This window comes from Hahella sp. NBU794, from assembly GCF_050749805.1.
GTDB lineage: Bacteria > Pseudomonadota > Gammaproteobacteria > Pseudomonadales > Oleiphilaceae > Hahella.
The window spans coordinates 948,295-970,171 of sequence record NZ_CP192738.1; the positions used below are offsets into that span (position 1 = coordinate 948,295).

At 52.5% G+C, this 21,877-nt stretch carries 14 protein-coding genes; 9 read left to right on the forward strand and 5 right to left on the reverse strand.

What is annotated here, in order from left to right; genetic code table 11:
- Nucleotides 1-3: 3 nt before the first annotated feature.
- From dut to argA, 6 genes are all read left to right on the forward strand, one after another.
- Nucleotides 4-462 carry a dUTP diphosphatase gene (gene dut / locus ACQYWX_RS04245; RefSeq protein WP_431687993.1) on the forward strand — a complete coding sequence of 153 codons (459 nt, stop codon included), beginning with the start codon at nucleotides 4-6 and terminating at the stop codon, nucleotides 460-462.
- A gap of 150 nt (nucleotides 463-612) precedes the next feature.
- Nucleotides 613-3,261 (forward strand): phosphomannomutase/phosphoglucomutase, encoded by a 2,649-nt coding sequence (locus tag ACQYWX_RS04250; protein WP_431687994.1) that lies wholly within the window; start codon nucleotides 613-615, stop codon nucleotides 3,259-3,261.
- Between the two features lie 68 nt (nucleotides 3,262-3,329).
- Nucleotides 3,330-4,238: an acetylglutamate kinase gene (argB, locus tag ACQYWX_RS04255; protein WP_011394984.1), complete on the forward strand. Its 909-nt coding sequence runs from the start codon at nucleotides 3,330-3,332 to the stop codon at nucleotides 4,236-4,238.
- 131 nt (nucleotides 4,239-4,369) lie between these two features.
- Nucleotides 4,370-5,656 carry a hypothetical protein gene (locus tag ACQYWX_RS04260; RefSeq protein ID WP_431687995.1) on the forward strand — a complete coding sequence of 429 codons (1,287 nt, stop codon included), beginning with the start codon at nucleotides 4,370-4,372 and terminating at the stop codon, nucleotides 5,654-5,656.
- Nucleotides 5,657-5,713: 57 nt separating this feature from the next.
- On the forward strand, nucleotides 5,714-6,859 hold the full coding sequence (argE, locus tag ACQYWX_RS04265) for an acetylornithine deacetylase (RefSeq protein WP_431687996.1): 1,146 nt from the start codon (nucleotides 5,714-5,716) through the stop codon (nucleotides 6,857-6,859).
- A 166-nt stretch (nucleotides 6,860-7,025) separates the two neighbouring features.
- Nucleotides 7,026-8,399, forward strand: a complete 1,374-nt coding sequence (gene argA / locus ACQYWX_RS04270) for an amino-acid N-acetyltransferase (RefSeq protein ID WP_431689496.1) — start codon at nucleotides 7,026-7,028, stop codon at nucleotides 8,397-8,399.
- A gap of 14 nt (nucleotides 8,400-8,413) precedes the next feature.
- On the opposite strand, the gene ACQYWX_RS04275 is transcribed toward argA, so the two are convergent.
- Nucleotides 8,414-9,583, reverse strand: coding sequence for an aminopeptidase (locus ACQYWX_RS04275; RefSeq protein ID WP_431687997.1), 1,170 nt, complete (start codon nucleotides 9,581-9,583; stop codon nucleotides 8,414-8,416).
- Nucleotides 9,584-9,704: 121 nt separating this feature from the next.
- Here ACQYWX_RS04275 and ACQYWX_RS04280 point away from each other — a divergent pair, with 121 nt between their 5' ends.
- Nucleotides 9,705-13,586, forward strand: a complete 3,882-nt coding sequence (locus ACQYWX_RS04280; RefSeq protein WP_431687998.1) for a DUF1631 family protein — start codon at nucleotides 9,705-9,707, stop codon at nucleotides 13,584-13,586.
- 65 nt (nucleotides 13,587-13,651) lie between these two features.
- Here ACQYWX_RS04280 and ntrC read toward each other — a convergent pair whose 3' ends face one another.
- From ntrC to glnA, 4 genes are all read right to left on the reverse strand, one after another.
- Complete coding sequence (ntrC, locus tag ACQYWX_RS04285) at nucleotides 13,652-15,088, reverse strand: nitrogen regulation protein NR(I) (protein WP_216736525.1); 1,437 nt, start codon at nucleotides 15,086-15,088, stop codon at nucleotides 13,652-13,654.
- Entirely contained in the window at nucleotides 15,085-16,164 is a 1,080-nt protein-coding gene (glnL, locus tag ACQYWX_RS04290; protein WP_431687999.1) for a nitrogen regulation protein NR(II), read from the reverse strand. The genes ntrC and glnL overlap by 4 nt, the downstream gene beginning before the upstream one ends.
- Nucleotides 16,165-16,415: 251 nt before the next feature.
- Nucleotides 16,416-16,943, reverse strand: a complete 528-nt coding sequence (locus ACQYWX_RS04295) for a DUF4124 domain-containing protein (RefSeq protein ID WP_431688000.1) — start codon at nucleotides 16,941-16,943, stop codon at nucleotides 16,416-16,418.
- Nucleotides 16,944-17,051: 108 nt separating this feature from the next.
- On the reverse strand, nucleotides 17,052-18,458 hold the full coding sequence (glnA, locus tag ACQYWX_RS04300; RefSeq protein ID WP_216736528.1) for a glutamate--ammonia ligase: 1,407 nt from the start codon (nucleotides 18,456-18,458) through the stop codon (nucleotides 17,052-17,054).
- Nucleotides 18,459-18,913: 455 nt separating this feature from the next.
- Here glnA and typA point away from each other — a divergent pair, with 455 nt between their 5' ends.
- Together typA and ACQYWX_RS04310 are read left to right on the forward strand one after the other, a co-directional pair.
- Nucleotides 18,914-20,731 (forward strand): translational GTPase TypA, encoded by a 1,818-nt coding sequence (gene typA, locus ACQYWX_RS04305; RefSeq protein WP_127968598.1) that lies wholly within the window; start codon nucleotides 18,914-18,916, stop codon nucleotides 20,729-20,731.
- Between the two features lie 99 nt (nucleotides 20,732-20,830).
- A complete protein-coding gene (locus ACQYWX_RS04310; RefSeq protein ID WP_431688001.1) occupies nucleotides 20,831-21,790 on the forward strand; it encodes an alpha/beta fold hydrolase in 960 nt (319 codons plus the stop codon).
- Nucleotides 21,791-21,877 lie beyond the last annotated feature (87 nt).

Sequence of the window (21,877 nt, forward strand, 5' to 3'; positions counted from 1 at the left end):
TTCATGAAACAAGCATTACTCGTGAAGGTTCTGGATAAACGTCTGGGCAAGGAAATCCCACTACCCGCATACGCAACTGACGGCTCCGCTGGTCTGGATTTGCGCGCCTGTCTGGCGGAACCTGTCACGCTTCAACCAGGGGAGACTACGCTTATACCCACGGGAATGGCGATTCATCTTTCTGACCCCGGATTGGCGGCTATGCTACTGCCCCGTTCAGGCTTGGGACATAAGCACGGAATCGTCCTGGGGAATCTGGTTGGTCTGATTGACTCGGACTATCAAGGCGAGGTCATGGTCTCATGTTGGAACAGAGGGAAGGATGCATTCACTATTAATGTTGGCGAACGTATAGCGCAGATGGTGATTGTGCCTGTGGTGCAGGTTGGTTTTGAGATTGTTGACGATTTTAATGATAGCTCTCGTGGCGCAGGCGGCTTTGGTTCAACGGGAACTAAATAAGCATTTGCTCGTTTTGATAACCGCCGCAACTAAGCGGCGTAGGCCGAGTTGCAGTAAATGTGTATTCTTTACATGACGTTAGCTTCAGTGTGCGAAGGGCGTGCTGAGGCCATGTGGCGAAATGCGAACAAAAGGTAAATTGGCTTATCAATGAAACCGATGAAAAAGAAGCAGGCGGAGACTAACGGCAAAGCGAACGGTAACGGCGCAAAGAAGCCCAAGCCGGCCCCAGCGAATAAAAGCAAACAGACGGAAACCAAAGGGCTTGCCGGTCCGGGGCTTTTTGCCGGATTGAGCGCAGCCTTGGCGGCGGTTTGCGTCGTCATCACCGCTTTTGTATTAAAAGCCACGGTATTGCAGCCCTTGGTGGATGAAGTCAATGCCGCGACCCAGAAGAGTAATCTGGATGCGGCGGTGTCCGTCATTAATAACCGTCTGAAATTTATCGAGGATCAGGTTGCAGTCTTGGCGGGCAGTGTGGACGCCGCCAGATTTGTGGATGATCAAGTGCGTGCGCAAGTTACAGGTATCGCCACTAAAACGTTGCCTGCCGCAGTGCGGGCGGTGGCGTTTCAGAAGGGAAGAGGCGTGCGCGACACGGAATCTCCGGTGCCGGTGAGCTTCGCCAGCCTGGATATGGTGCGTAATGTAGAGCAAGGCAAGGCGGTGCGCCTGGAAGCCTTCGTATCAAACGAAAAATGGTTTATTCAGGTCGTAAAGCCGGTGCAAACAGATTCCAACGTGATTGTGGGCACGGTTTTAGTGATGTTCAGCACTGAGATTCTTGAGCCGACCTGGCGCCAGACTGGCGGCGGGAAGTATCAGTTGTTGCAGTCCGTTGGCGGACAGCAACGAGTGGTGATAGAACATGGCCAAGGCTCAGGCGACAAGCTTGTGGGCGGTACGGCGCTGCCGCAATGGCAAGTGGCGTATTACCCTAACGAGACCGCCCGCTTTTCATATAGCGACCAGATGTTGTGGATCGTCGCGCTCGCTATTGCTTTATTGGCAGCGGGATTGGCGGCTGCGCCCGTGTTTTTGCTTACGAAGAAGGTGCGCAAGGATATTTCCGCAGTTACTGCATTTGGCCAAGCCTGCATCATGGGAGAAAAGCCGAGTTCACCCAAGATCTCTTTGCTTGCGTTCCATTCTATGGTCGTGTTGCTGGATCAGGCGCGTCAGACAGTTGTGAAGCGCTCAATCCCCACTAAATCCAAAGCCACGGCTGCTGACTCAGGGGCTGAGGCGGCTCCGGCTAAGAAAGCGCCTCAGCCTGCCAAAGAGGAGGCTGCGCCGCTGTTTAATGATGATGCGCTGGATATCAGCATGCTGGGAGAGGACGACGATCTGCTGGGGTTACACGATGACGAGCCTGCCTCCGACTTTGGCGAGGGCGCGTCAATGGAGGTGAATGAATCCCAGGTCGTGAATGTCTCCGATACCATATTCCGGGCCTATGATATTCGCGGAGTAGTGGGCGATACCCTGGACGCTAAAGTGGTGTATGAGATCGGGCGAGCGCTGGGCTCTGAAGCGCGCCAGAAAAATGTGACGGATATGTGTCTGGGCTATGACGGCCGTGAATCCAGTCCCGCCTTGGCGAAGGCGCTGGCGCAAGGGATTATGGCGACCGGCGTTAATGTCATTAATGTGGGGCTGGTGCCCACACCAGTGCTTTATTTTGCTGCGCATCATACGCAAACGCTCTCTGGCGCGATGGTGACTGGCAGCCATAATCCCGCCGAATATAACGGCGTTAAGATGATGTTGGCGGGAGATACATTGGCGCAGGCGGAGATTCAGAAGCTGCTGCAGCGGATACGTACGCAGAACTATATTAAAGGGCAGGGGGAGCTGAGAAATCAGGATATCCGCCAGAATTATATCGACGCTATCGTCAATGATATTGCTGTTGCTGCGCCGCTTAAAGTGGTGTTGGATGCGGGTAATGGCGTTGCTGGCGATATTGCGCCCAAGCTGATTGAAGAACTGGGCTGCGAAGTAACGCCGCTGTTCTGCGAGGTGGATGGCAACTTTCCAAATCACCACCCAGACCCAGGCAAGCCGGAGAACCTGCAGGCGCTTATCGCGAAGGTGAAGGAAGTGGGCGCGGATATCGGCGTGGCCTTTGATGGCGATGGCGACCGCATAGGCGTGGTTACGGCGAAAGGCAAGATTATCTGGCCGGACCGTCTGTTGATGTTGTTCGCCAAGGATGTCGTTTCCCGTAATCCCGGCGCTGATGTTATTTTCGACGTGAAATGCAGCCGCCGACTGAACTCCCTTATTTCCAGCTATGGCGGCCGTCCGATCATGTGGCGGACCGGACACTCCCTGATCAAGGCCAAGATGAAAGAGACGGGCGCATTGTTGGCGGGAGAGATGAGCGGCCATATTTTCTTCAAGGAGCGCTGGTTCGGTTTTGACGATGGCATATACAGCGCCGCTCGTCTGTTGGAAATTCTTGGTATCGATGAGCGCAACGCAGACGCTGTGTTTGACGAGTTCCCGGAAGATGTTTCCACCCCGGAAATCAATGTTGCGGTCAGTGACAGCAGCAAGTTTATGGTCATGGAAAAACTGTCTCAAAACGCATCCTGGGGCGACGGTAACGTGTCCAGTATTGATGGCGTGAGAGTTGAGTACGCTGATGGCTGGGGCCTGTGCAGGGCTTCCAATACCACGCCAGTGCTGGTGCTGCGCTTTGAAGCGGAGAGTCAGGAAGCGCTGGCGCGCATTCAAAAAGTTTTCCGCGACCAGTTGTTGGCCGTGGACCCTTCTTTGTCTATTCCTTTTTAAATCACAGCGGGTCCGGGATTGGGCTCGCTGAAACTGTGCATTGAGATTCGCAGGAGACTAACGGAATTATGCTTGATCGAGATAACGCCCTCCAGGTTGCGGCGGTATTGAGCAAAGCGCTGCCTTACATACAGCGCTTTGCGGGGAAAACCATTGTGATCAAATACGGCGGCAACGCCATGACGGATGAAGAGTTGAAAAACAGCTTCGCCCGAGATGTGGTCATGATGAAACTGGTAGGGATCAATCCTATCGTTGTGCATGGCGGCGGCCCGCAGATCGGAGATTTGCTGCAGCGACTAAATATCAAATCCAGTTTTATAAACGGACTGCGTGTCACGGACAGTGAAACCATGGATGTGGTGGAAATGGTGCTGGGCGGTTCGGTTAACAAAGACATCGTCGCCCTGATCAACCGCAATGGCGGTAAAGCTATCGGTTTGACTGGTAAAGACGCCAACTTCATTACTGCGCGAAAACTGGAAGTCACCCGCGCCACGCCTGATATGCAAAAACCGGAGATCATCGACATTGGTCATGTCGGGGAAGTAACGGGCGTACGCAAAGATATCATCACCATGCTCACTGACAGCGATTGCATCCCTGTCATTGCGCCTATTGGCGTCGGGCAGGATGGCGCCTCCTACAATATCAACGCTGACCTGGTCGCAGGTAAAGTTGCTGAAGTACTGCAGGCGGAAAAGCTGATGCTGCTTACCAATATTGCCGGCCTGATGAATAAGGAAGGCAAAGTGTTGACTGGCCTGAGCACAAAGCAAGTCGACGAACTGATCGCTGACGGCACTATTCACGGTGGAATGCTGCCCAAGATCGAATGCGCCCTGTCAGCGGTGAAAAATGGCGTGCATAGCGCCCATATCATCGACGGCCGGGTTCCCCACGCCACGCTACTGGAAATCTTTACCGATGAAGGCGTAGGCACCTTGATAACCCGCAAAGGCTGCGACGACGCCTGATCTAGCGCCAAACCGCAGAAAAGCCTTCAGGCTGAGGCCCGGTTCACACCGGGCCTGTTTGTTTTTGCGGACTAGGCTGCTTTAATTAAGTCGCGCATTGATTAGTAAGCAAATATTCGGATGCTGACCTCATGAAGAAATTTATAGTCACTACTTTTTTAGTTGTATTAGGGGCCTATGGGGCGTTCAAAGGATTGGTCTGGTATCAGACGGATCAGGCTATCGCTAAATTTAAAGAAGCGACGGCGCTTCATATGGCGGTGGATTACGGCTGGATCAGCTCCAACCTGGAAGGCGAGATAATTATTAAGGATATTAAAGTTACCCCTTATCAGTTAAGGGAGACTATTCCTATTCAGGAAATTAGTCTGAAGTTTCCATCAGTATTCGCCATGCTGGATTATTACTCACCGTTAAATCGGCGTTCTCCGCACAGCCCAAATGCTAGTGCGCCAGATGCTTTTGAAATTACGGTGACTAATGCAAACTTCCCAACGGTTGATACTTGGGAAAACTATAAATCTCCGGAAGACGGCTCGCATAATTTCAACGATCTTTTGGCGATCAATTGTGGCGACGTAGAAGAGATTGAGTTTAAAGAGTTAAGAGAGCTGGGTTATGACCGTTTAAGAGTCGATGCATCCTGGGGATATCGCAATGAACCAGTATCTGCGAATAGTAGTATTTTCTTTAATATTGATATCCAGGGAATGAATAACATTCAAGGACAGATTGACTTCGATGGGGCTTTATCTATGCCTTCTAGTGAAGGCGGTAAATTTCCACGGGTGAAATATCTTTCTTATGTGCATCAGGATGCGTCTTTCAATAAACGCCTAAGTTCATTTTGTACCCGAAAGACGGGAGACTCTCCAGCGCAATTTATACAAGGTAGCGTTGATAAGACGGTTCAGCGGATGGCGGAAGCCGGCATTACTTTAAACCAAGACTTGATTGGAGCATACGCTGATTACTTGAAAGACGGCAGGGTGTTTGAGGTTATTGTGAACCCCGTTGATGAGCTGGACTACAGCTTGCTGGCCTTTATGGACATGAGCTCCATCGTAGATGCGCTGGGGCTGCAACTCCGCATGAACCAAGTCATGATCCCGGATTTGAGCGCAACCATCGATCAGGCTAAGTTGAAGGCGTTTCTGTCGCCGCCGCCTGTGGTTGTGGAAGCTCCCAAACCGCCGCCGCCCAAGGTTGAAAAGGCTTATCGTCAAGTCGAAGTGGAAGAGCTTGATGCATATGTGGGGTATCCCGTTAGGCTGAAGGAAAATTCCGGTAAGTTGATCGAAGGCAGCATCGAAAAAGTGCTGGAATACCAGATAGACGTAGCTGTGCCATTGCAGACGGGGTCGGTGAGCTTCCATATCAAGAAGCGCGATATTGCAGAGATTAAGGTATATAAATAGCCATAACGCGGCTGCCTGAAGGGGGCCGTTATTAACATTCAAGCCTGAGGAGTGCGCATGCCCGAACTGCCGAAGCTGGAAACCATGATCCGCGAGCTAGTCGCCATTCCTTCCGTGAGCAGCACATTGCCGCGATGGGATCAAAGTAACCGCCCTGTGGTGGAGCGATTGGCGCAATGGTGCGAAACCCTGGGGATGGATGTTGCGTTATTGCCAGTGAACGAAGCAGGCGATAAATGGAATTTAGTCGCCAAGGCCGGGCAGGGCGAAGGTGGTTTAGTGCTGGCGGGGCACACGGATACAGTGCCCTATGACGATGGCGCCTGGAATAGCGATCCGTTCAAGCTGAGTGAAAGGGATGGCAAGTGGTACGGCTTGGGCGTTTGCGATATGAAAGGTTTTTTCGCTCTGGCGCTGGCCGCCTTGGCGGCAGCCCTGCCGTATCTACGCAAGCCGGTGACATTGATCGCTACTGCGGATGAAGAAAGCTCAATGGATGGCGCGCGACGGCTCATGCAGGCGGCCAAAAATTACGGCGACTATGTCGTCATCGGTGAGCCGACCGGTATGCGACCCATTCGGCAGCACAAAGGCATTTTGATGGACGCCATCAAAGTAGAGGGCCGTTCTGGCCATTCGTCGCAACCCGCGTTGGGACGCAATGCGCTGGAGGCGATGACGGATGTGATGATCAGTTTGAGAGAGTTGCGCTCGTCATGGGTGGAGCAATACAGCAATCCTGGTTTTGAGATCCCTTATCCAACCTTAAATCTGGGGTGCATCCATGGCGGCGACAACCCCAACAGAATCTGTAAAAGTTGCGAACTGCAGTACGACGTGCGCTTAATGCCGGGAATGCCCATGGAGATGGTGCGTGACAGTATACGCAGCCAATTGCGTAGCATTGCGGAAAAGCATGAAGTAGATATTCAGTTACGTCCTCTGTTTGACGGCGTAGACAGTTTCCAGGAACGTGAAGACAGTCGCTTGGTTCGCATATGCGAAGAGCTGACGGGCAAAGCCTCCGGAACCGTAGCGTTTGCGACGGAAGCCCCGTTTTTCAAGCAGTTGGGAGCGGAAACGGTTGTCCTGGGTCCTGGAGACATTGATCAGGCGCACCAGCCTGATGAATACGTGTCTCTGGATCGAATTCCCCCTATGATGAAACTGCTGGAAGAGCTTATACGACGTCTGTGTCTATAGTGCTTAGTGCTCCGAATAAGTTATTTCCCCGGACTTTTCAAATCTGCAAATTGCCTTATGCTAAGCGGCAGTCGCTTCTGCTGGAGAGTGAGTTGAGCTTCAGTATGAGCGTATGGCTGGATTAACCGCCTGGGATACGCCCAGGAAAGAATTGAGACTGGCGACTATGAATGAATTAAATCAGGAAAAACCTCCCTCCCTCGGTGCGCAATCCGGCGGCGCCGTGCAACGCGATCCAGCGCAGCAGGTTTACTGGTTCCGACATTCTTCGCCTTATATTAACGCCTATCGTGGCAGGACCGTCGTTATTCTTCTTACTGGCGAAGCGCTGGCGCATGCTGGAATAAATACAATTGTGCAGGATATCTCTCTGCTCAACAGTCTGGGCCTGCGTCTGGTTGTGGCTTTCGGCGCCAGACCGCAGATTGAGGCCAGACTGCAGGAGTCCGACCTGCAATCCCACCATCATCATGGCGTGCGTATTACTGATGGGGAGGCGTTGCCCTGCGTGTGTGAAGCGGTTGGACGTTTGCGCACGGAGTTGGAAGCCAAGCTGTCCATGGGGCTGGTGAACTCACCCATGCACGGCGCTGCGTTGCAGGTGATCAGCGGCAACTTTGTCATCGCCAAACCTGTGGGGGTGGTGGATGGGGTTGACCACTGTCATACGGGTTTTGTGCGTAAAGTGCAGGCGGAGCCCATTCACAAGTTATTGGCGATGGGGCAGATCGTCCTGTTGCCTACCTTAGGATATTCGCCGACTGGAGAAGTCTTCAATCTCTCTTGTGAAGATGTAGCGGCTTCCGCTGCAGTGGCGTTGAAGGCGGATAAACTGATCGTCTTTGGCCCTAAACGCGGGCTGACTGGGCCGGATGGCGGCGTTCTGCGTGATTTGTCAGTGAATGATGCATTGCAGCATTTGCAAAATTTATCCTCCGACACAGAAGAATACCGGCAACTTTCTTCAGTTTGTCGCGCTTTACAAAATGGCGTGCGGCGAGCGCATCTGATCAGCTATGCGGAAGACGGCGCCTTACTGCAAGAAATGTTTACGCGTGATGGCGTAGGCAGCTTAATCACCGATGATTCCTATGATGAGATTCGCCCTGCAACCATTGACGATGTCGGCGGCATATTGGCGCTGATCCGGCCTCTGGAGGAGCAGGGCATACTGGTAAGGCGGTCTCGCGAGCTGTTGGAGCAGGAAATTGGTAACTTCATCGTAGATGATCGCGACGGCGCTATCATTGGCTGCGCCGCCCTTTATCAGTTCGAAGATGAGCGCTGCGTGGAGCTGGCCTGTGTCGCGGTCAGAAACAGCTACCGCAAGCAGGGCCGTGGCGACCAACTGTTAGCCTACGCTGAGCGGCGCGCCAAATCCGCCAATATGAGCAAACTCTTTGTTCTGACCACGCAAACAGCCCACTGGTTTATCGAACGGGGTTTTCAGTTAGGGCAGGTAGCGGATTTGCCGGTGAAAAAGCAAAGCATGTATAACCTGCAACGCAACTCGAAGGTGTTTGTGAAAAATCTGGACTAGGCGCTCGCCGCCCTCTATTTATCTGTCTTGCTCTCATGTGAACTGGCCACGCTTGACTGCGCCAGTTCATTCAGTTTTCTCAATACCTCCGTGCGTTCCTCTTTAGTCAGGTCAGTCAAGGATTCCGACCACTGATAAAATGCATTGAGGTCGCCCAGCTCGCGGATTTTGTAGCGCAATCCAGGCGTCCATTGGTGGTAATTAGCGACGGTCAGTAACTTGGCGTTGTTGATTGGCGCGTTGAACCAACGCTCATAGCCTGAAGATATCTTGCGCTGTTGCGCCAGCTCTGCGTACCGGGTGCGTAATGTCTCAATAATTTCCGTCTTGCGGGTGCGCTTGTCTTCCGCAGATATGTCTTCTTTATAAAGCGCTTCCAGTTCACCAATCGTTTGTTTCACCAAGGCGACGAACTGTTCCCGGCTCTGGGCGCGTTCGGCGTAGCGCGCGTTAATGGCGTTTGCAGAGTAGGCGCTGAGAAGTAGTGGAGTATTCTGAGAGGAGGTGCTGGAAGTGTATTGGATATATCTCTGCACTCCTTCCTGCTCGACGGCGGTCGCCCAACTCTCATTGAAAGCGGTGTCTCCCTTTATATACAGCCTGCGATGCGCCAATTCATGGAAAAGCAGCCCAGCTAAGTCCACTGGGTCATACCATATAAAGGTGTTCAGGACCGGGTCGTCGAACCAGCCCAAGGTTGAGTAGGCCGGGACGCCGCCTACATGGGTGTCGAACGCTTCACTCGCCAATGCTTCAGCAGCCTCATGGGCGGGCTGCTCGGCGAAGTAACCCTGGTAGGCGACGCAGCCTGCGACGGGGTAACACCAGGTTTTACTGCGCATAGAAAATTCTGGCGCGGCAAAAACGTTCCAAACGACATAGGGACGCTCAAGGTCAGCATATTCGCTATAGGCTTCCTCCACGGGAAGATGCAAAGAGGCGGCGGCGAATTCTCTGACCTGGATGACATACTCAAGCCGTTCCCGGAGGTTGGCGGGCGTCGCGTCTTCCTGCACGATCTCTTCAATGGGGCGCTTTTTCTGCAGAATCTCCCACTGTCCCTGAATCGCCTGCAGCATAAACCCCGTAGATTGACAGCCTCCCAGAACCAGCAACCCCATCAGTAACAGAGGTAAAAGTTTTATAACTGGAGATAAAGGAAAGGTTTTTTTTAGTAAAGCCATCGGCGAACTCTTTCTCCAAAAATTTATTGGCTGTCTATACTGGTAATAGCGCTCTGATGCGGGCGGAGCGATAACGGCGACCGGCGCCTTCTTAGTTAATAAACTTAACCAACAGAAACCCATGTCCGAAATCAGCGGCAGAGAACAGGAGCGGCGTGCGAGTCAACGGCGCCCCATACAGTTGAGCGCATCTCTCGACTTTAAGGGATTGAGCGGCCTGTCATGCACCATTGCGGATTTCTGCCCGGAAGGCGTTTATGTCACTTATCCCACAGAGACGGCTCAACGCCTCAAGCATAGCGGCTTTACCGCCGGTCAGCGCGTACAAGTGAGTTTTATCGATCCTTTCGTGAATCGCAACCATGAGCTGAAGGTGAATGTGGTAAGGGCTATCGACGGCGCTATGGGAGGAAGTTTCGCGGAAGGCAATATGGCGGCGGTGACTGCTTTACTGCGCATTTGTGGCGCCGAGAACATTGGGCCTGGCGCTCCCAAGAGCTCCACAGACTCCGCCTCGCTGTTGATGAGGCAGTGCGAGCGGGTCATTCATCAGCATTTGACGCCCCTGTTTGATACTTATCTGCGCGCCTTGCCGAAAAGCTTCGACGAGGCCATTAATACTGCGCCTACGGATAACCAACGCTCGCAACTTGCCGACGCCGCTATTGCCCTGGCGAAGCAGAACGAAATTTTTTCCAGCCAGTTTTTCAAACATGTTGGTCAAGCGTTGACGCCCCGAGCAGAGAGCTCCGCTAAAAAGGAAGAAGAGCGGACGGACTTATCATTAATAGATAAGTCCGAGTTTGAAGACTGGCTCACGCTGAAAGTCATGGTCACAAAGGCGGAAACCACCTATCGGGCTGTGCTGGTGCAGTTGAAGATGCGCCTGGACGCCGCCGGAGTGGTTTGCAACAAGGGATATAACAATGCAGTGGGGCCGCCGCTTTTATGTTACGCCTTGCGTGACACCTTAATTCAACTGCATTTACCTCTGCCAGCGGAACGCTTGTGTCTGAGAGTGTTTGAGCGCACGGTGTTGGCCGAACTCGGGCCCGTGTACGCGGAACTCAATGACCTGTTGGTTCGGCGGGGAGTGCTGCCCAATCTCGATTTGTCGAAATACATGAGCACTCCAGAGGGGGAAAAGAAGGCGGCGGAAGAGGAAAGTGCAAAGAAACCGCCAGCAGAGAGCAAACAGGACTCGTTCAGTGCGGAGGATAAAGAGCGCGCTGAGCAATTGCGTCAAAAGTTGATGGGCTCAAACCAAGAGGAGTCCAAACAGCCAGCCAAGCCCGTCACTGCCCCAGACTCAAACCCTCCGCCCTCAGGAGCGCAGGGCGAAAGGGATATGCACGGCTACCTGGCGGATGCGGAAACCAGCTTCGCGGCGGTGAACAAGCTGTTTGAAATTCTGGAAAGCAATCGCGCCTTGTTGAAGCAAAAAGAGCAGCAGGCTCCTCCATTTCCAAAAGCATCCGAAGCGCCTCAGTTTCGCAATGAAGAAATATTATTTAACTTGCAGTCGGTACAGCAGGCTCCGCCTGGGGATGGCGTCAGTCTAGAAGAATCTGGGCTGCGTGAGCGCCTGTTCAGCGTGCTGCAGAATAATGAAGCAGGTTTGAAATCCTTTGGAGCGGAGCAGGACAAAGCACTGGATGTGGTGGATCGCTTTTTCGCCAGCCTTTTGAAAAACCAGAAGTTGAGCGGAATCGCCAAGATGCAGATCAAAGGGCTGGAGCTGCCGGTTCTGCGCCTGCTGATGCGCAACCCTGACTTCTTGGAGCAGAATGAAAATACGGCGCATAAGGTCATTAACCGTATTGCGCAGATCGGCGTCAAAGGGGGGCGGAGCAGTCAAACGGCCCTGGAGCGTATCAACACGCTCATTCATCGTATTCAGGTGGATCACGAACGAGATCCGGGCGTATTTGATGAAGCGCTGGCGGAACTGGATGAATTGCTGGAGCGGCAGAATTTACTCTATCGGCGGAATGTGGAAAGAGTCACCGCGGCGGCGGAAGGGCAGCAGAAAGTCGAGGAAGCCAAGCAGGCGGTGATTGACGAGATAGAGCAACGCATCGCCGGCAAGAAGGTGCCTAGAGCAGTGGCGACGCTGCTGAATGGCGGCTGGCGGGATTTGTTGTCGCTGACCTATATTCGACAAGGCGCCTCTAGTCAGGCTTGGTATGACTATCTGAGCGTTCTGGATACGCTGATCCATGTCGGCGATGACCCCAGTTTTGAATTCAACTTGCCGGAACTGCTGCGCATTATTCAGGACGGCCTTTCCGCTATCTCCTCCAATCATATGCCGTCCGGCCATATCCGCGACGAGCTTAAACGCCTTCTCGTACGTAGCGTCGAGGCGGCGCCTGAAATGGTGACCATGCCGGATAATCGTGACGAAAGCAGTGATCCGGGCGTGCAGTTGCTGGGCGAAGCCAGGCAAAGAGGGCTGCAACGCTGGCTGATGCGGGCGCAAAAACTGAAGGTAGGGGATTGGCTGCGATTAGAGCGAGACGAGAAGGAGGCTGAGTTTATCCGGCTGGTCTGGGTCGGCCGCAGCTTTTCACGTTATGTGTTCGTGAACCATCAGGGCATGAAGGTGATAGACCTGGACGCGCTGACGCTGGCGGCCTACCTGCAGAAAGGCATCGCCGCGCCGGATGAGTCGGTGGATACCCCTGTGGTCGATCAAGGTCTGGACGCCATGGTGCAGGATCTTTATGAGCAGCTTAGCCACGCGTCCTCACATGATGAATTGACGGGGCTGATCCAGCGTAAGGAGTTCGAGCGTCAGGCGTTGGTGAAACTTTCTCAATCCAGTGATGGCGATAAGTTTGTCGGGCTGCTGGTCAGTCTTGGGCAGTTCCGCCTGATCAACGAGTCAGCCGGTATTGAGGCGGGCGATCAGGCGTTGAAGGATATCGCAGGCTTATTGAAGGCGCTTTTTACGCCGAAGACGCTGGTATGCCGGTTTGGCGGCGATGAATTCATGTTGCTAGTGGAAGGCGAGGCGACGGCGGCGGTGGAGAAAATCACCACAGCGCTACGCCAATATCAGCTGCAGTGGGAAAGCAACGTCTTCTCTGTCTCCGCGAGTATTGGTTACGTCGAGGTCAGTGGTGGCGTGCTGGATGTGCCTCATATGATGCAGGCTGTTGAAGAGGCTGCTCGTCGAGCCAAGAGCAAAGGAGGCAATCGAGTTGAGGAGTTTGATGTCGATCAGGCCCTGATTGCCAGACGAGACGCAATCGCTTCAAAAGTCGCGAGTTTGGGTAAAGAGCTGGAGAACGAGCGGGTACTGTTGCGTTGTCAGAAAATCATACCGCTGCACCCCGCCGCCAAGATGGGCGCCCAGTACGAGATACTGCTCAGTATATATGATGACAATGGCAACCTGATTCCAGCCGGAGACTTTGTTCGCGCAGCGGAAACGTATAAGCGGATGCAGGCGGTGGATCGCTGGGTGGTTGGACATATGCTGGACTGGATGTCGAAGAATCGACAGCAGATTGAAACCATGGGCGGGGTCAGCATTAACCTCTCCGGTCACTCTCTGAATGATGAGGGGTTGTTGGAGTTTATCTTTGAACGGTTGACCAAATACGACTGCCCTATGGACAAAATGTGCTTCGAAATCACAGAAGCGGCGGCGATCTCGAATCTCTGCGATGTCTCCGAATTTATCGTGGAGCTACAAGAATATGGCTGCCGTTTTTGCCTGGGTGATTTCGGCACCGCCATGGCCTCCTATCAATATCTCAAACAGTTGCCCGTAGACCTGATTAAGGTGGACGGCTCTTTTGTTAAAGACGTGGCGACCGATCAAAATGATCAGACGATGATTCGCTCCATGACGGAAATGGCGCACTACTTAGGACGTGAAATTATCGCTCCGCAGGTAGAAACCAAAGAGTCATTGGAGATGCTGCAAAAGCTGGGCGTCGATTACGTGCAAGGTTTTTATATAGAGAGGCCGAAATCCCTTGCGAATTTCTAGGAGAACGTGGGAGCAGGGGCGTGAACGCCCCTTATGTTTCGTCTGTAGTGAGACCCGGGATTGACTTAGTCGTCGTCCTCGCTCTCGTCATGTCCCGCCATTCCAAGTTCTTTGATTTTTCTGGTTAGCGTATTGCGTCCCCAGCCAAGTAGCAGCGCCGCGTCGCGTTTTCTTCCTGCCGTCTGCTTCAGTGCGCTTTCTATCATGATGCGCTCAAAAGTGGGCACCGCTGTATCCAGTAGTCCACTTTTGCCTTTCTTCAGTTCCTGTTCGGCCCAGGTGCGTAGTGATTCCTGCCAATCCTGGGTTGGGCTGCGGTGGTTGGATTGTTCCTGCAGTTCCGGGGGAAGGTCGGAAACGTGGATTTCCCGGCCAGAGGCCATCACCGTGAGCCAGCGACAGGTATTTTCCAGCTGTCTTACGTTACCAGGCCACGCGAGCGAACACATGTACTCTTCCGCCTCGGTTTTCAGCACCTTAGGCTCGACATTCAGCTCTTCCGCCGCTTTTTTCAGGAAATGCCCGGCGAGTTTGGGGATATCTTCCCGGCGCTCGCTCAGCTTGGGCAGATGCACTCGAATGACGTTCAGGCGGTGAAAAAGATCTTCCCGAAAGCGTCCCTCCTGCACCAGCTTTTCCAGGTTTTGATGCGTGGCGGCGATAATGCGCACATCCACTTTGATGGGGGTGGCTCCGCCGACCCGGTAGAACTCGCTGTCCGCTAGCACACGTAGCAGGCGCGTCTGGGTATCCGGTGGCATGTCTCCGATCTCATCTAGAAACAGCGCGCCGCCGTTGGCCTGCTCGAAACGTCCCTGACGCTGTCCGCCAGCTCCGGTAAAAGAGCCTTTTTCATGGCCGAATAACTCAGATTCGATCAGGTCTTTCGGTATCGCCGCCATATTGAGAGCGATAAACGGTTTGCCTGCCCTGGGGCTGTGCTGATGCAAAGCGCGCGCGACCAGCTCCTTACCAGTGCCGGATTCGCCGTTGATTAACACCGTGATATTACTGTGAGAAAGCCTGCCAATGGCTCTGAATACCTCCTGCATGGCGGGAGCTTCACCGATGATCTCTGTGTCCTGACTCAAGGAGCTTCCCTCGGGAGCGCGGCTGGTGGCCATCTGTTCCTGCGCATGAGCCACGGCGCGTTTTACCAGAGAAACGGCGTCGTCCACATCAAAAGGCTTGGGAAGGTATTCGAAAGCGCCGCTTTGATAGGAAGACACTGCGCTATCCAGGTCCGAATGCGCAGTCATGATAATGACTGGCAGGTGCGGGTAGCTGGTGTGAATCTGTCCCAGCAGACTTAGTCCGTCAATGCCAGGCATGCGAATGTCGCTGATAATCGCATCCGGTTGCTCCCGTTCCAGACGATGCAGAACGCCGTCTCCAGATTCAAATGACCGGGTATTCAGATGCGCCTGCTCCAGGGCTTTTTCTAAGACCCATCGAATTGAACGATCATCATCAATGATCCATACGTTGGGTGATGCGCTCATGATAGTGGCTCCAGTGGAATAAATATGATGAAGTTCGTACTGCCGGGCTGGCTTTCACATTCAACCAGCCCTTTATGTTGTCCGATGATGCTTTGTGTTATGGAAAGCCCCAGACCCGTCCCCTGAGCGCGGCCACTCACCATTGGATAGAAAATGTTATTCAGGAATTCGGATGGGATGCCGGGACCGTTGTCGATGACGTCTACTCTTACCACCAAGCGATGTCGCGTATGACCGATCGTGAACTGCCTGAGCGGGCGTGTGCGTAGTAATATTTGTGGGCGGTCAGACCCAGGGGGCGTGTAGTCCTCAAAGGCTTGCATGGCGTTGCGGCAAATATTAAGGAAGGCTTGAATGAGCTGTTCTTTGTCACCGGCGAATTCGGGGATGCTGGGGTCGTAATCACGAATAAGCTTTATCTTGCCGGCGCTTTCTACTTCGATGAGGCTGTAAACCCGCTCCAGCACTTCATGGATGTTGGTCGGCTCTTGTTTAAAGCTGCGATTGGGGCCAAGCATGCGGTCAACCAGATTACGCAGCCTATCCGCCTCATCAATGATGATGCGGGTATAGTCATGCAGACCTTCTTCCTTTAGTTCTTTGTCCAAAAGCTGCGCCGCTCCACGGATGCCGCCCAGGGGGTTTTTGATTTCATGGGCGAGCCCGCGAATCAATATGCGGGAAGTTTCCTGCTTGGAGAGTAGCTCCTCCTCTCGACTGATGCGCAAAAGGCGATCACGGGGTTGAATCTCCATGATGACGTAGACGTCGTTGACGATATTCACGGGAGAAACTGTGTAATCAACCAGAAGGCGGCTCCCGGAGGGCAACAGAAACTCCGCCTCTCTTTGGGTGTAGGTCTGGCCTGTGCGCAGGCACTCTTCCAGGCCCGTCAGCGTGGAGCTGCCTTCTATCAATAAATCCTTGATGGTGGCCCCATGGGCTCTTTGCTCGCTGGTTTCCAGCAACACTTCTGCGGATGAATTACTGAATGCAATCCGCTGCTGGGGGTCAATGACCAGCACGGAAGTGGTCAGATTTTCGAGTAAGCGAGTCTGAAAAACGATGGGTAGCATAATGTTGACCTATTTTTGCATTGAGAATGCAATATCCAAACCAGAACTGCGGTAAAGCGGTGCGAATTACCGGGTTCTCTGCACAGGCGTGGGGCGGATCGCCCAAATGTGAGCTATGCCCTTAGGAAGCGCTCCAGAAGCGGGCTTTGACGGAACCTAAGTCTGCGGCCATGTGCATGATCGTGGCGCATCATGCACAAAGTGGATGCGCCAGGTTTTAATTGTGCGCCATTTTGGTGCGGTGCGTCGGACTAGTTTTTTACGCTGGGACGATGAATGGTGAACTGTACTGGGGTTGCGCTCTGAACGACCCCTGAATTATCAACGACATCAAGAGAAACGGAATGGGTTCCCCGATTGACGCCTTTCAGCTCAAGGAAATTATCCTTGGTTGTTCCAATAGGAGCTCCATCCAGGGAAACGCGGTAGCTGTGGTTGGGATAAAGGGTGGGATCTGAGGTGAACAAGACCGTCAGGTCGCCATTGCCGGAATGAAAAGCGCTGTCATTGCTGGGAAAGGTGATGTTCAGCGTTGCGTAATAGCTTGACGGTGCAGGTTCCGGCTCATCGCCGCTACTAGGCGGGATCTCCGACATTTTAGGCATAGTTATCGTTGCGGTTGGGCCGACCTCGACCTTCTCCGCGCCTTCTCTCTCCTGGTCTGAATATTCCACATTGCCTTGTGCGTCAACCCAGCGATAGATTTCAGCGCAGACCAAACCTGAGTAAGAAGAAAAAAGCGCAGAAGAAAGAAGGATATAAGCGAACCGAGATTTCATAACTTCAACCCAATTGACCAGTTACTTGAACTGTAGCAGAAGCGGAACCAAAAAAAACCCCGCAGAGCGCGGGGTTTTCGAGTCTGTCGTAGTTAACTACGCAGCGGATTATACAGAGTAGTACATCTCAAATTCGACTGGGTGAGTGGTCATGTCCAGACGCTCTACTTCTTTACGCTTCAACTCAATGTAAGCTTCGATCATGTCTTTAGTGAACACGTCGCCTTTAGTCAGGAACTCGAAGTCTTTTTCTGCGTAATCCAGCGCCTGTGACAGAGAGCTACAAACAGTTGGGATGTTCATTGCTTCTTCTTTTGGCAGATCGTACAGATCCTTGTCCATCGCGTCGCCAGGGTGGATCTTGTTCTGGATGCCGTCCAGGCCCGCCATCAACATGGCCGCGAACGCCAGGTAAGGGTTAGCGGATGGGTCTGGGAAGCGAACTTCGATCCGGCGCGCTTTCGGGTTAGTCACGAAAGGAATACGGATGGACGCAGAACGGTTGCGTGCGGAGTAAGCCAGCATAACCGGCGCTTCAAAACCAGGAACCAGACGCTTGTATGCGTTGGTTGAAGGGTTAGTGAAGGCGTTCAGTACGCGAGCGTGCTTGATGATGCCGCCGATATAGTACAAAGCCACGTCGCTCAGGCCTGCATAGCCGTCGCCAGAGAAGATATTCTTGCCGTCTTTGGACAGGGACTGGTGACAGTGCATGCCAGAACCGTTGTCGCCAACCAAAGGCTTGGGCATAAAGGTTGCGGTCTTGCCGTAAGCATGCGCTACGTTGTGTACGCAGTACTTCAGAATTTGCACTTCGTCCGCTTTGCGGGTCAGAGTATTGGCGCCGACGCCGATTTCGCACTGGCCTGCGGTACCCACTTCGTGGTGGTGCACTTCGATGGTCAAGCCCATGGATTCCATCGCTGCGCACATCGCGCCGCGCAGGTCATGCAGAGAGTCGACCGGAGGTACAGGGAAGTAGCCGCCTTTTACGCCAGGACGGTGACCAACGTTGTTTTTCTCGAAGTCGTCGCCAGATACCCAGGCGGCTTCTTCAGAGTAGATTTCATACATGGCGCCGTTGATGTCGGACTTCCATTTTACGCTGTCGAAAATGAAGAACTCGGGCTCTGGTCCGAACAGCACGGTATCCGCGATGCCTGTGGACTTCAGGTACTCTTCCGCGCGCTGGGCGATAGAGCGTGGGTCGCGATTGTAACCCTGCATGGTGGTAGGTTCGATGATGTTACAGGTCAGGTTCAGAGTGGTTTCTTCTGTGAACGGGTCGATAACCGCTGTTTCATCGTCCGCCAGCAGGATCATGTCTGATTCGTTGATGCCTTTCCAACCAGCGATGGAGGAACCGTCAAACATTTTGCCTTCTTGAAAGAATTCCGGAGAGATTTCGCTAGCTGGGATAGTTACGTGCTGCTCTTTACCCTTGGTGTCGGTAAAGCGCATGTCAACCCATTTAACTTCGTGCTCTTTAATAAGATTCAGAGTTTTCTCTGACATTCCAGTTACTCCGTAAGATTTTATTTATGTTGAGGTGAAACCGAAACACTGCAGTAGTGTATCCTCGCCACCATGAAACAGACCCGTGGAGGGGAGAGCGTTCCGGGAAGTCTAACGAGCGCAAAAATACTATCACGCCTCATGGTCAGTTGCTTCTGGTTTTCCTGATTAGCAATTTATTTGCCAAGAGATTTTTGACTTATAACAAATTGTTTTTAAAAGGGTTTGTGAAAGCCCGTTCGGAATGGCCCGATCAAGTCACCCATGGCGCTGCACAGAATTGGTGCGCAAAAGCAAGCTCTCGGGCGCTTTTGGTGCGTCGTGCACCATTTTGGTATCAGGCTAAGGATAGATAAATTTTCGGGAGGGTGTATAAAGATGTATAAAAAAGATTCAGGCGTCAGCTATAATGTCGCGCCCTCAGCCCATGACTGTTTATTTTGCAGGTGTTTTTTGTGATCGAGAAATTAAGAAATATTGCTATCATTGCCCACGTTGACCACGGTAAAACCACACTGGTCGACAAACTCCTTCAGCAGTCGGGCACTTTAGGCCGCAAGGACATGGACGCTGAACGCGTTATGGACTCCAATGATCAGGAACGTGAACGCGGTATTACTATATTGGCGAAAAATACCGCCATCAAGTGGAATGATTACCGAATTAATATCGTAGATACACCTGGACACGCTGACTTCGGCGGCGAAGTTGAACGTGTTCTGTCTATGGTTGACTCTGTTCTCCTGCTCGTTGATGCAGTTGACGGCCCGATGCCGCAAACTCGTTTCGTTACTCAAAAAGCCTTTGCTCGTGGGCTGAAGCCTATTGTTGTCGTCAATAAGGTGGATCGCCCTGGCGCTCGCCCTGATTGGGTCGTCGGTGAAGTGATGGATCTTTTTGACCGCCTGGGTGCGACAGAAGAACAGCTGGACTTCCCTGTTATTTACGCTTCTGCGTTGAATGGCATTGCAGGGCTTGAGCCAGATGCGTTGCAACAAGACATGACGCCTCTGTTTGAAATGGTGGTTGATAAGGTGCCCGCGCCGTCTGTCGATGTTAATGGCCCCTTCCAAATGCAGATCAGCGCCCTCGATTACAACAGCTACGTTGGCGTAATCGGAATCGGACGCGTTTCGCGCGGTAAAGTAAAAACCAATACGCCTGTTGTCGTGGTTGATCGCGATGGCGGCAAACGTAATGGTCGCGTATTGACAGTAATGGGCTATCACGGCCTGCAGCGTGTGGATGTGCCTGAAGCGGAAGCTGGGGACATTATCTGTATTACAGGTCTGGATGAGCTGAATATCTCCGATACGCTATGTAGCCCTGAGCGCCCAGAAGCGCTGCCAGCGTTGATCGTGGACGAGCCGACAGTCAGTATGACGTTTCAGGTTAACGATTCGCCATTCGCTGGTAAAGAAGGTAAGTACGTTACCAGTAGAAATATCAAGGAGCGTTTGGAGAAAGAGTTGCTGTACAACGTAGCGTTGCGTGTAGAGCAAGGCGACACTCCTGATAAATTCATCGTATCCGGTCGCGGCGAGTTGCACTTGTCCGTATTGATCGAAACCATGCGTCGCGAAGGCTTTGAATTAGGCGTTTCCCGTCCAGAAGTTATCGTGAGAGAAATTGACGGACAGAAAGTTGAGCCTTACGAGCAGGTTATCATCGACGTGGAAGATGAACACCAGGGATCGATCATGGAAGTAATGGGCCTGCGTCGTGGTGAGCTGGTTAACATGATTCCAGATGGGAAAGGACGTACACGTCTAGAATTTGTTGTACCTTCTCGCGGCTTGATCGGCTTCCGTTCTCAGTTCCTCACCATGACCTCGGGCACAGGCATTCTGACCCACATCTTTGATCATTATGGTCCTGTGAAAGAAGGTGTGAACGTCGAGCGTAACAATGGCGTTCTTATCTCCAACGTAGCGGGTAAAGTATTGGCGTACGCGCTGTTTAACCTGCAGGATCGTGGCCGTCTGTTCGTAGACCCCAACATCGAAGTCTACGAAGGCATGATTATCGGTTTACATAGCAGAGATAACGATTTGGTTGTTAATCCAACCAAAGCCAAGCAGCTGACCAATATTCGCGCAGCAGGTACGGACGAAAATATTCTTCTGACTCCGCCGATTCGTTTCTCTCTGGAGCAGGCGTTAGAGTTTGTCGAAGATGATGAGCTGGTTGAAGTGACGCCTAGCAACATCAGGATTCGCAAGAAGTTGCTGAAAGAGCATGAGCGTAAGCGCGCTGACCGTGCTAAGGACTAAAATCCAAAAGTAGTTGGATAAAGTGATCTAGAAAGTTTTCGGCTTTTCCGCAGAGTGCTATAGTTCTTTCGAGTTAAAGGACAATGCTGGAAAAGCCGAATGCTCACCTTATACCCAGAACTAAAGCCCCATAAAGAACACTTCCTTCCCGTAGATAACATTCACACAATTTATATTGAGGAGTCCGGCAATAAAGACGGGCTGCCAGTATTGTTTGTGCATGATGGGCCAGGATATGGCTCAGACCCTTTCTGCCGACGTCTGTTGGACTCTGAGCGCTTTCGCATCATCATGATCGACCAGAGAGGCTGCGGAAAATCCACACCACTGGCTGAGACTGCTCATAACCGTCCTGATATTCTGATCCAAGATATTGAGCGGGTGAGGCAGCACCTGAGTATTGATAAATGGATGCTGGTTGGGATGGGATGGGGAGGCTTTTTGTCGCAACAATATGCCGGCGCCCACCCCGAGGCTGTATTGGGAGTGGTGATTTCGGGTTTCTTTGTTGCCGATGAGGCGGGCATCTCATGGATGCTGGCGGAAGGCGCACCCAGAATGTTTCCTGATATTTGGCACGAAGTGATGAAGGATTGTCCGCGGGAAAACGTTGTGGAAGTGCTTAGTTATTTCTCAAAGTATCTGAATGGATCGAATGAGCTGCTTCAGATACAGGCTGCAAAACAGTGGGCCGCATGGGTGGCGAAGATCTCCACCCTTCATCCTTGTCAGGACTTGGTGGATAGACTGACTCATCCTCATCAGGCTATTGCCTTGGCGAAATTAGGCTGCAAGTTCTATCAGGAGCTAAGCGACAGACCTGCAAGCTCAAATTCTCATTTCAAAGACCTCCCGGGCATTATTGTTCATGGTCGCTATGACGCCATATCTCCATTGGCGAGAGCGTTTGATTTGCACCAAAACTGGGCGGGAAGCGATTTGTACATCATCCGGGACGCCGGCCATTCAGTAAGAGATCCCGCAATGGTTGATGCGCTGATCAAATCTATCGGCTCTATGGCGGATAGGATTGGTGGCGTATCAAAACTTAATGGCTAGTCCTATTGACAGTTAAGTAATAGGCAGTTTTAATGCCGCAAATGTTTAAAAAGGCTGTAACAGTTCCTTAAGAATTAAGCGCGAGCG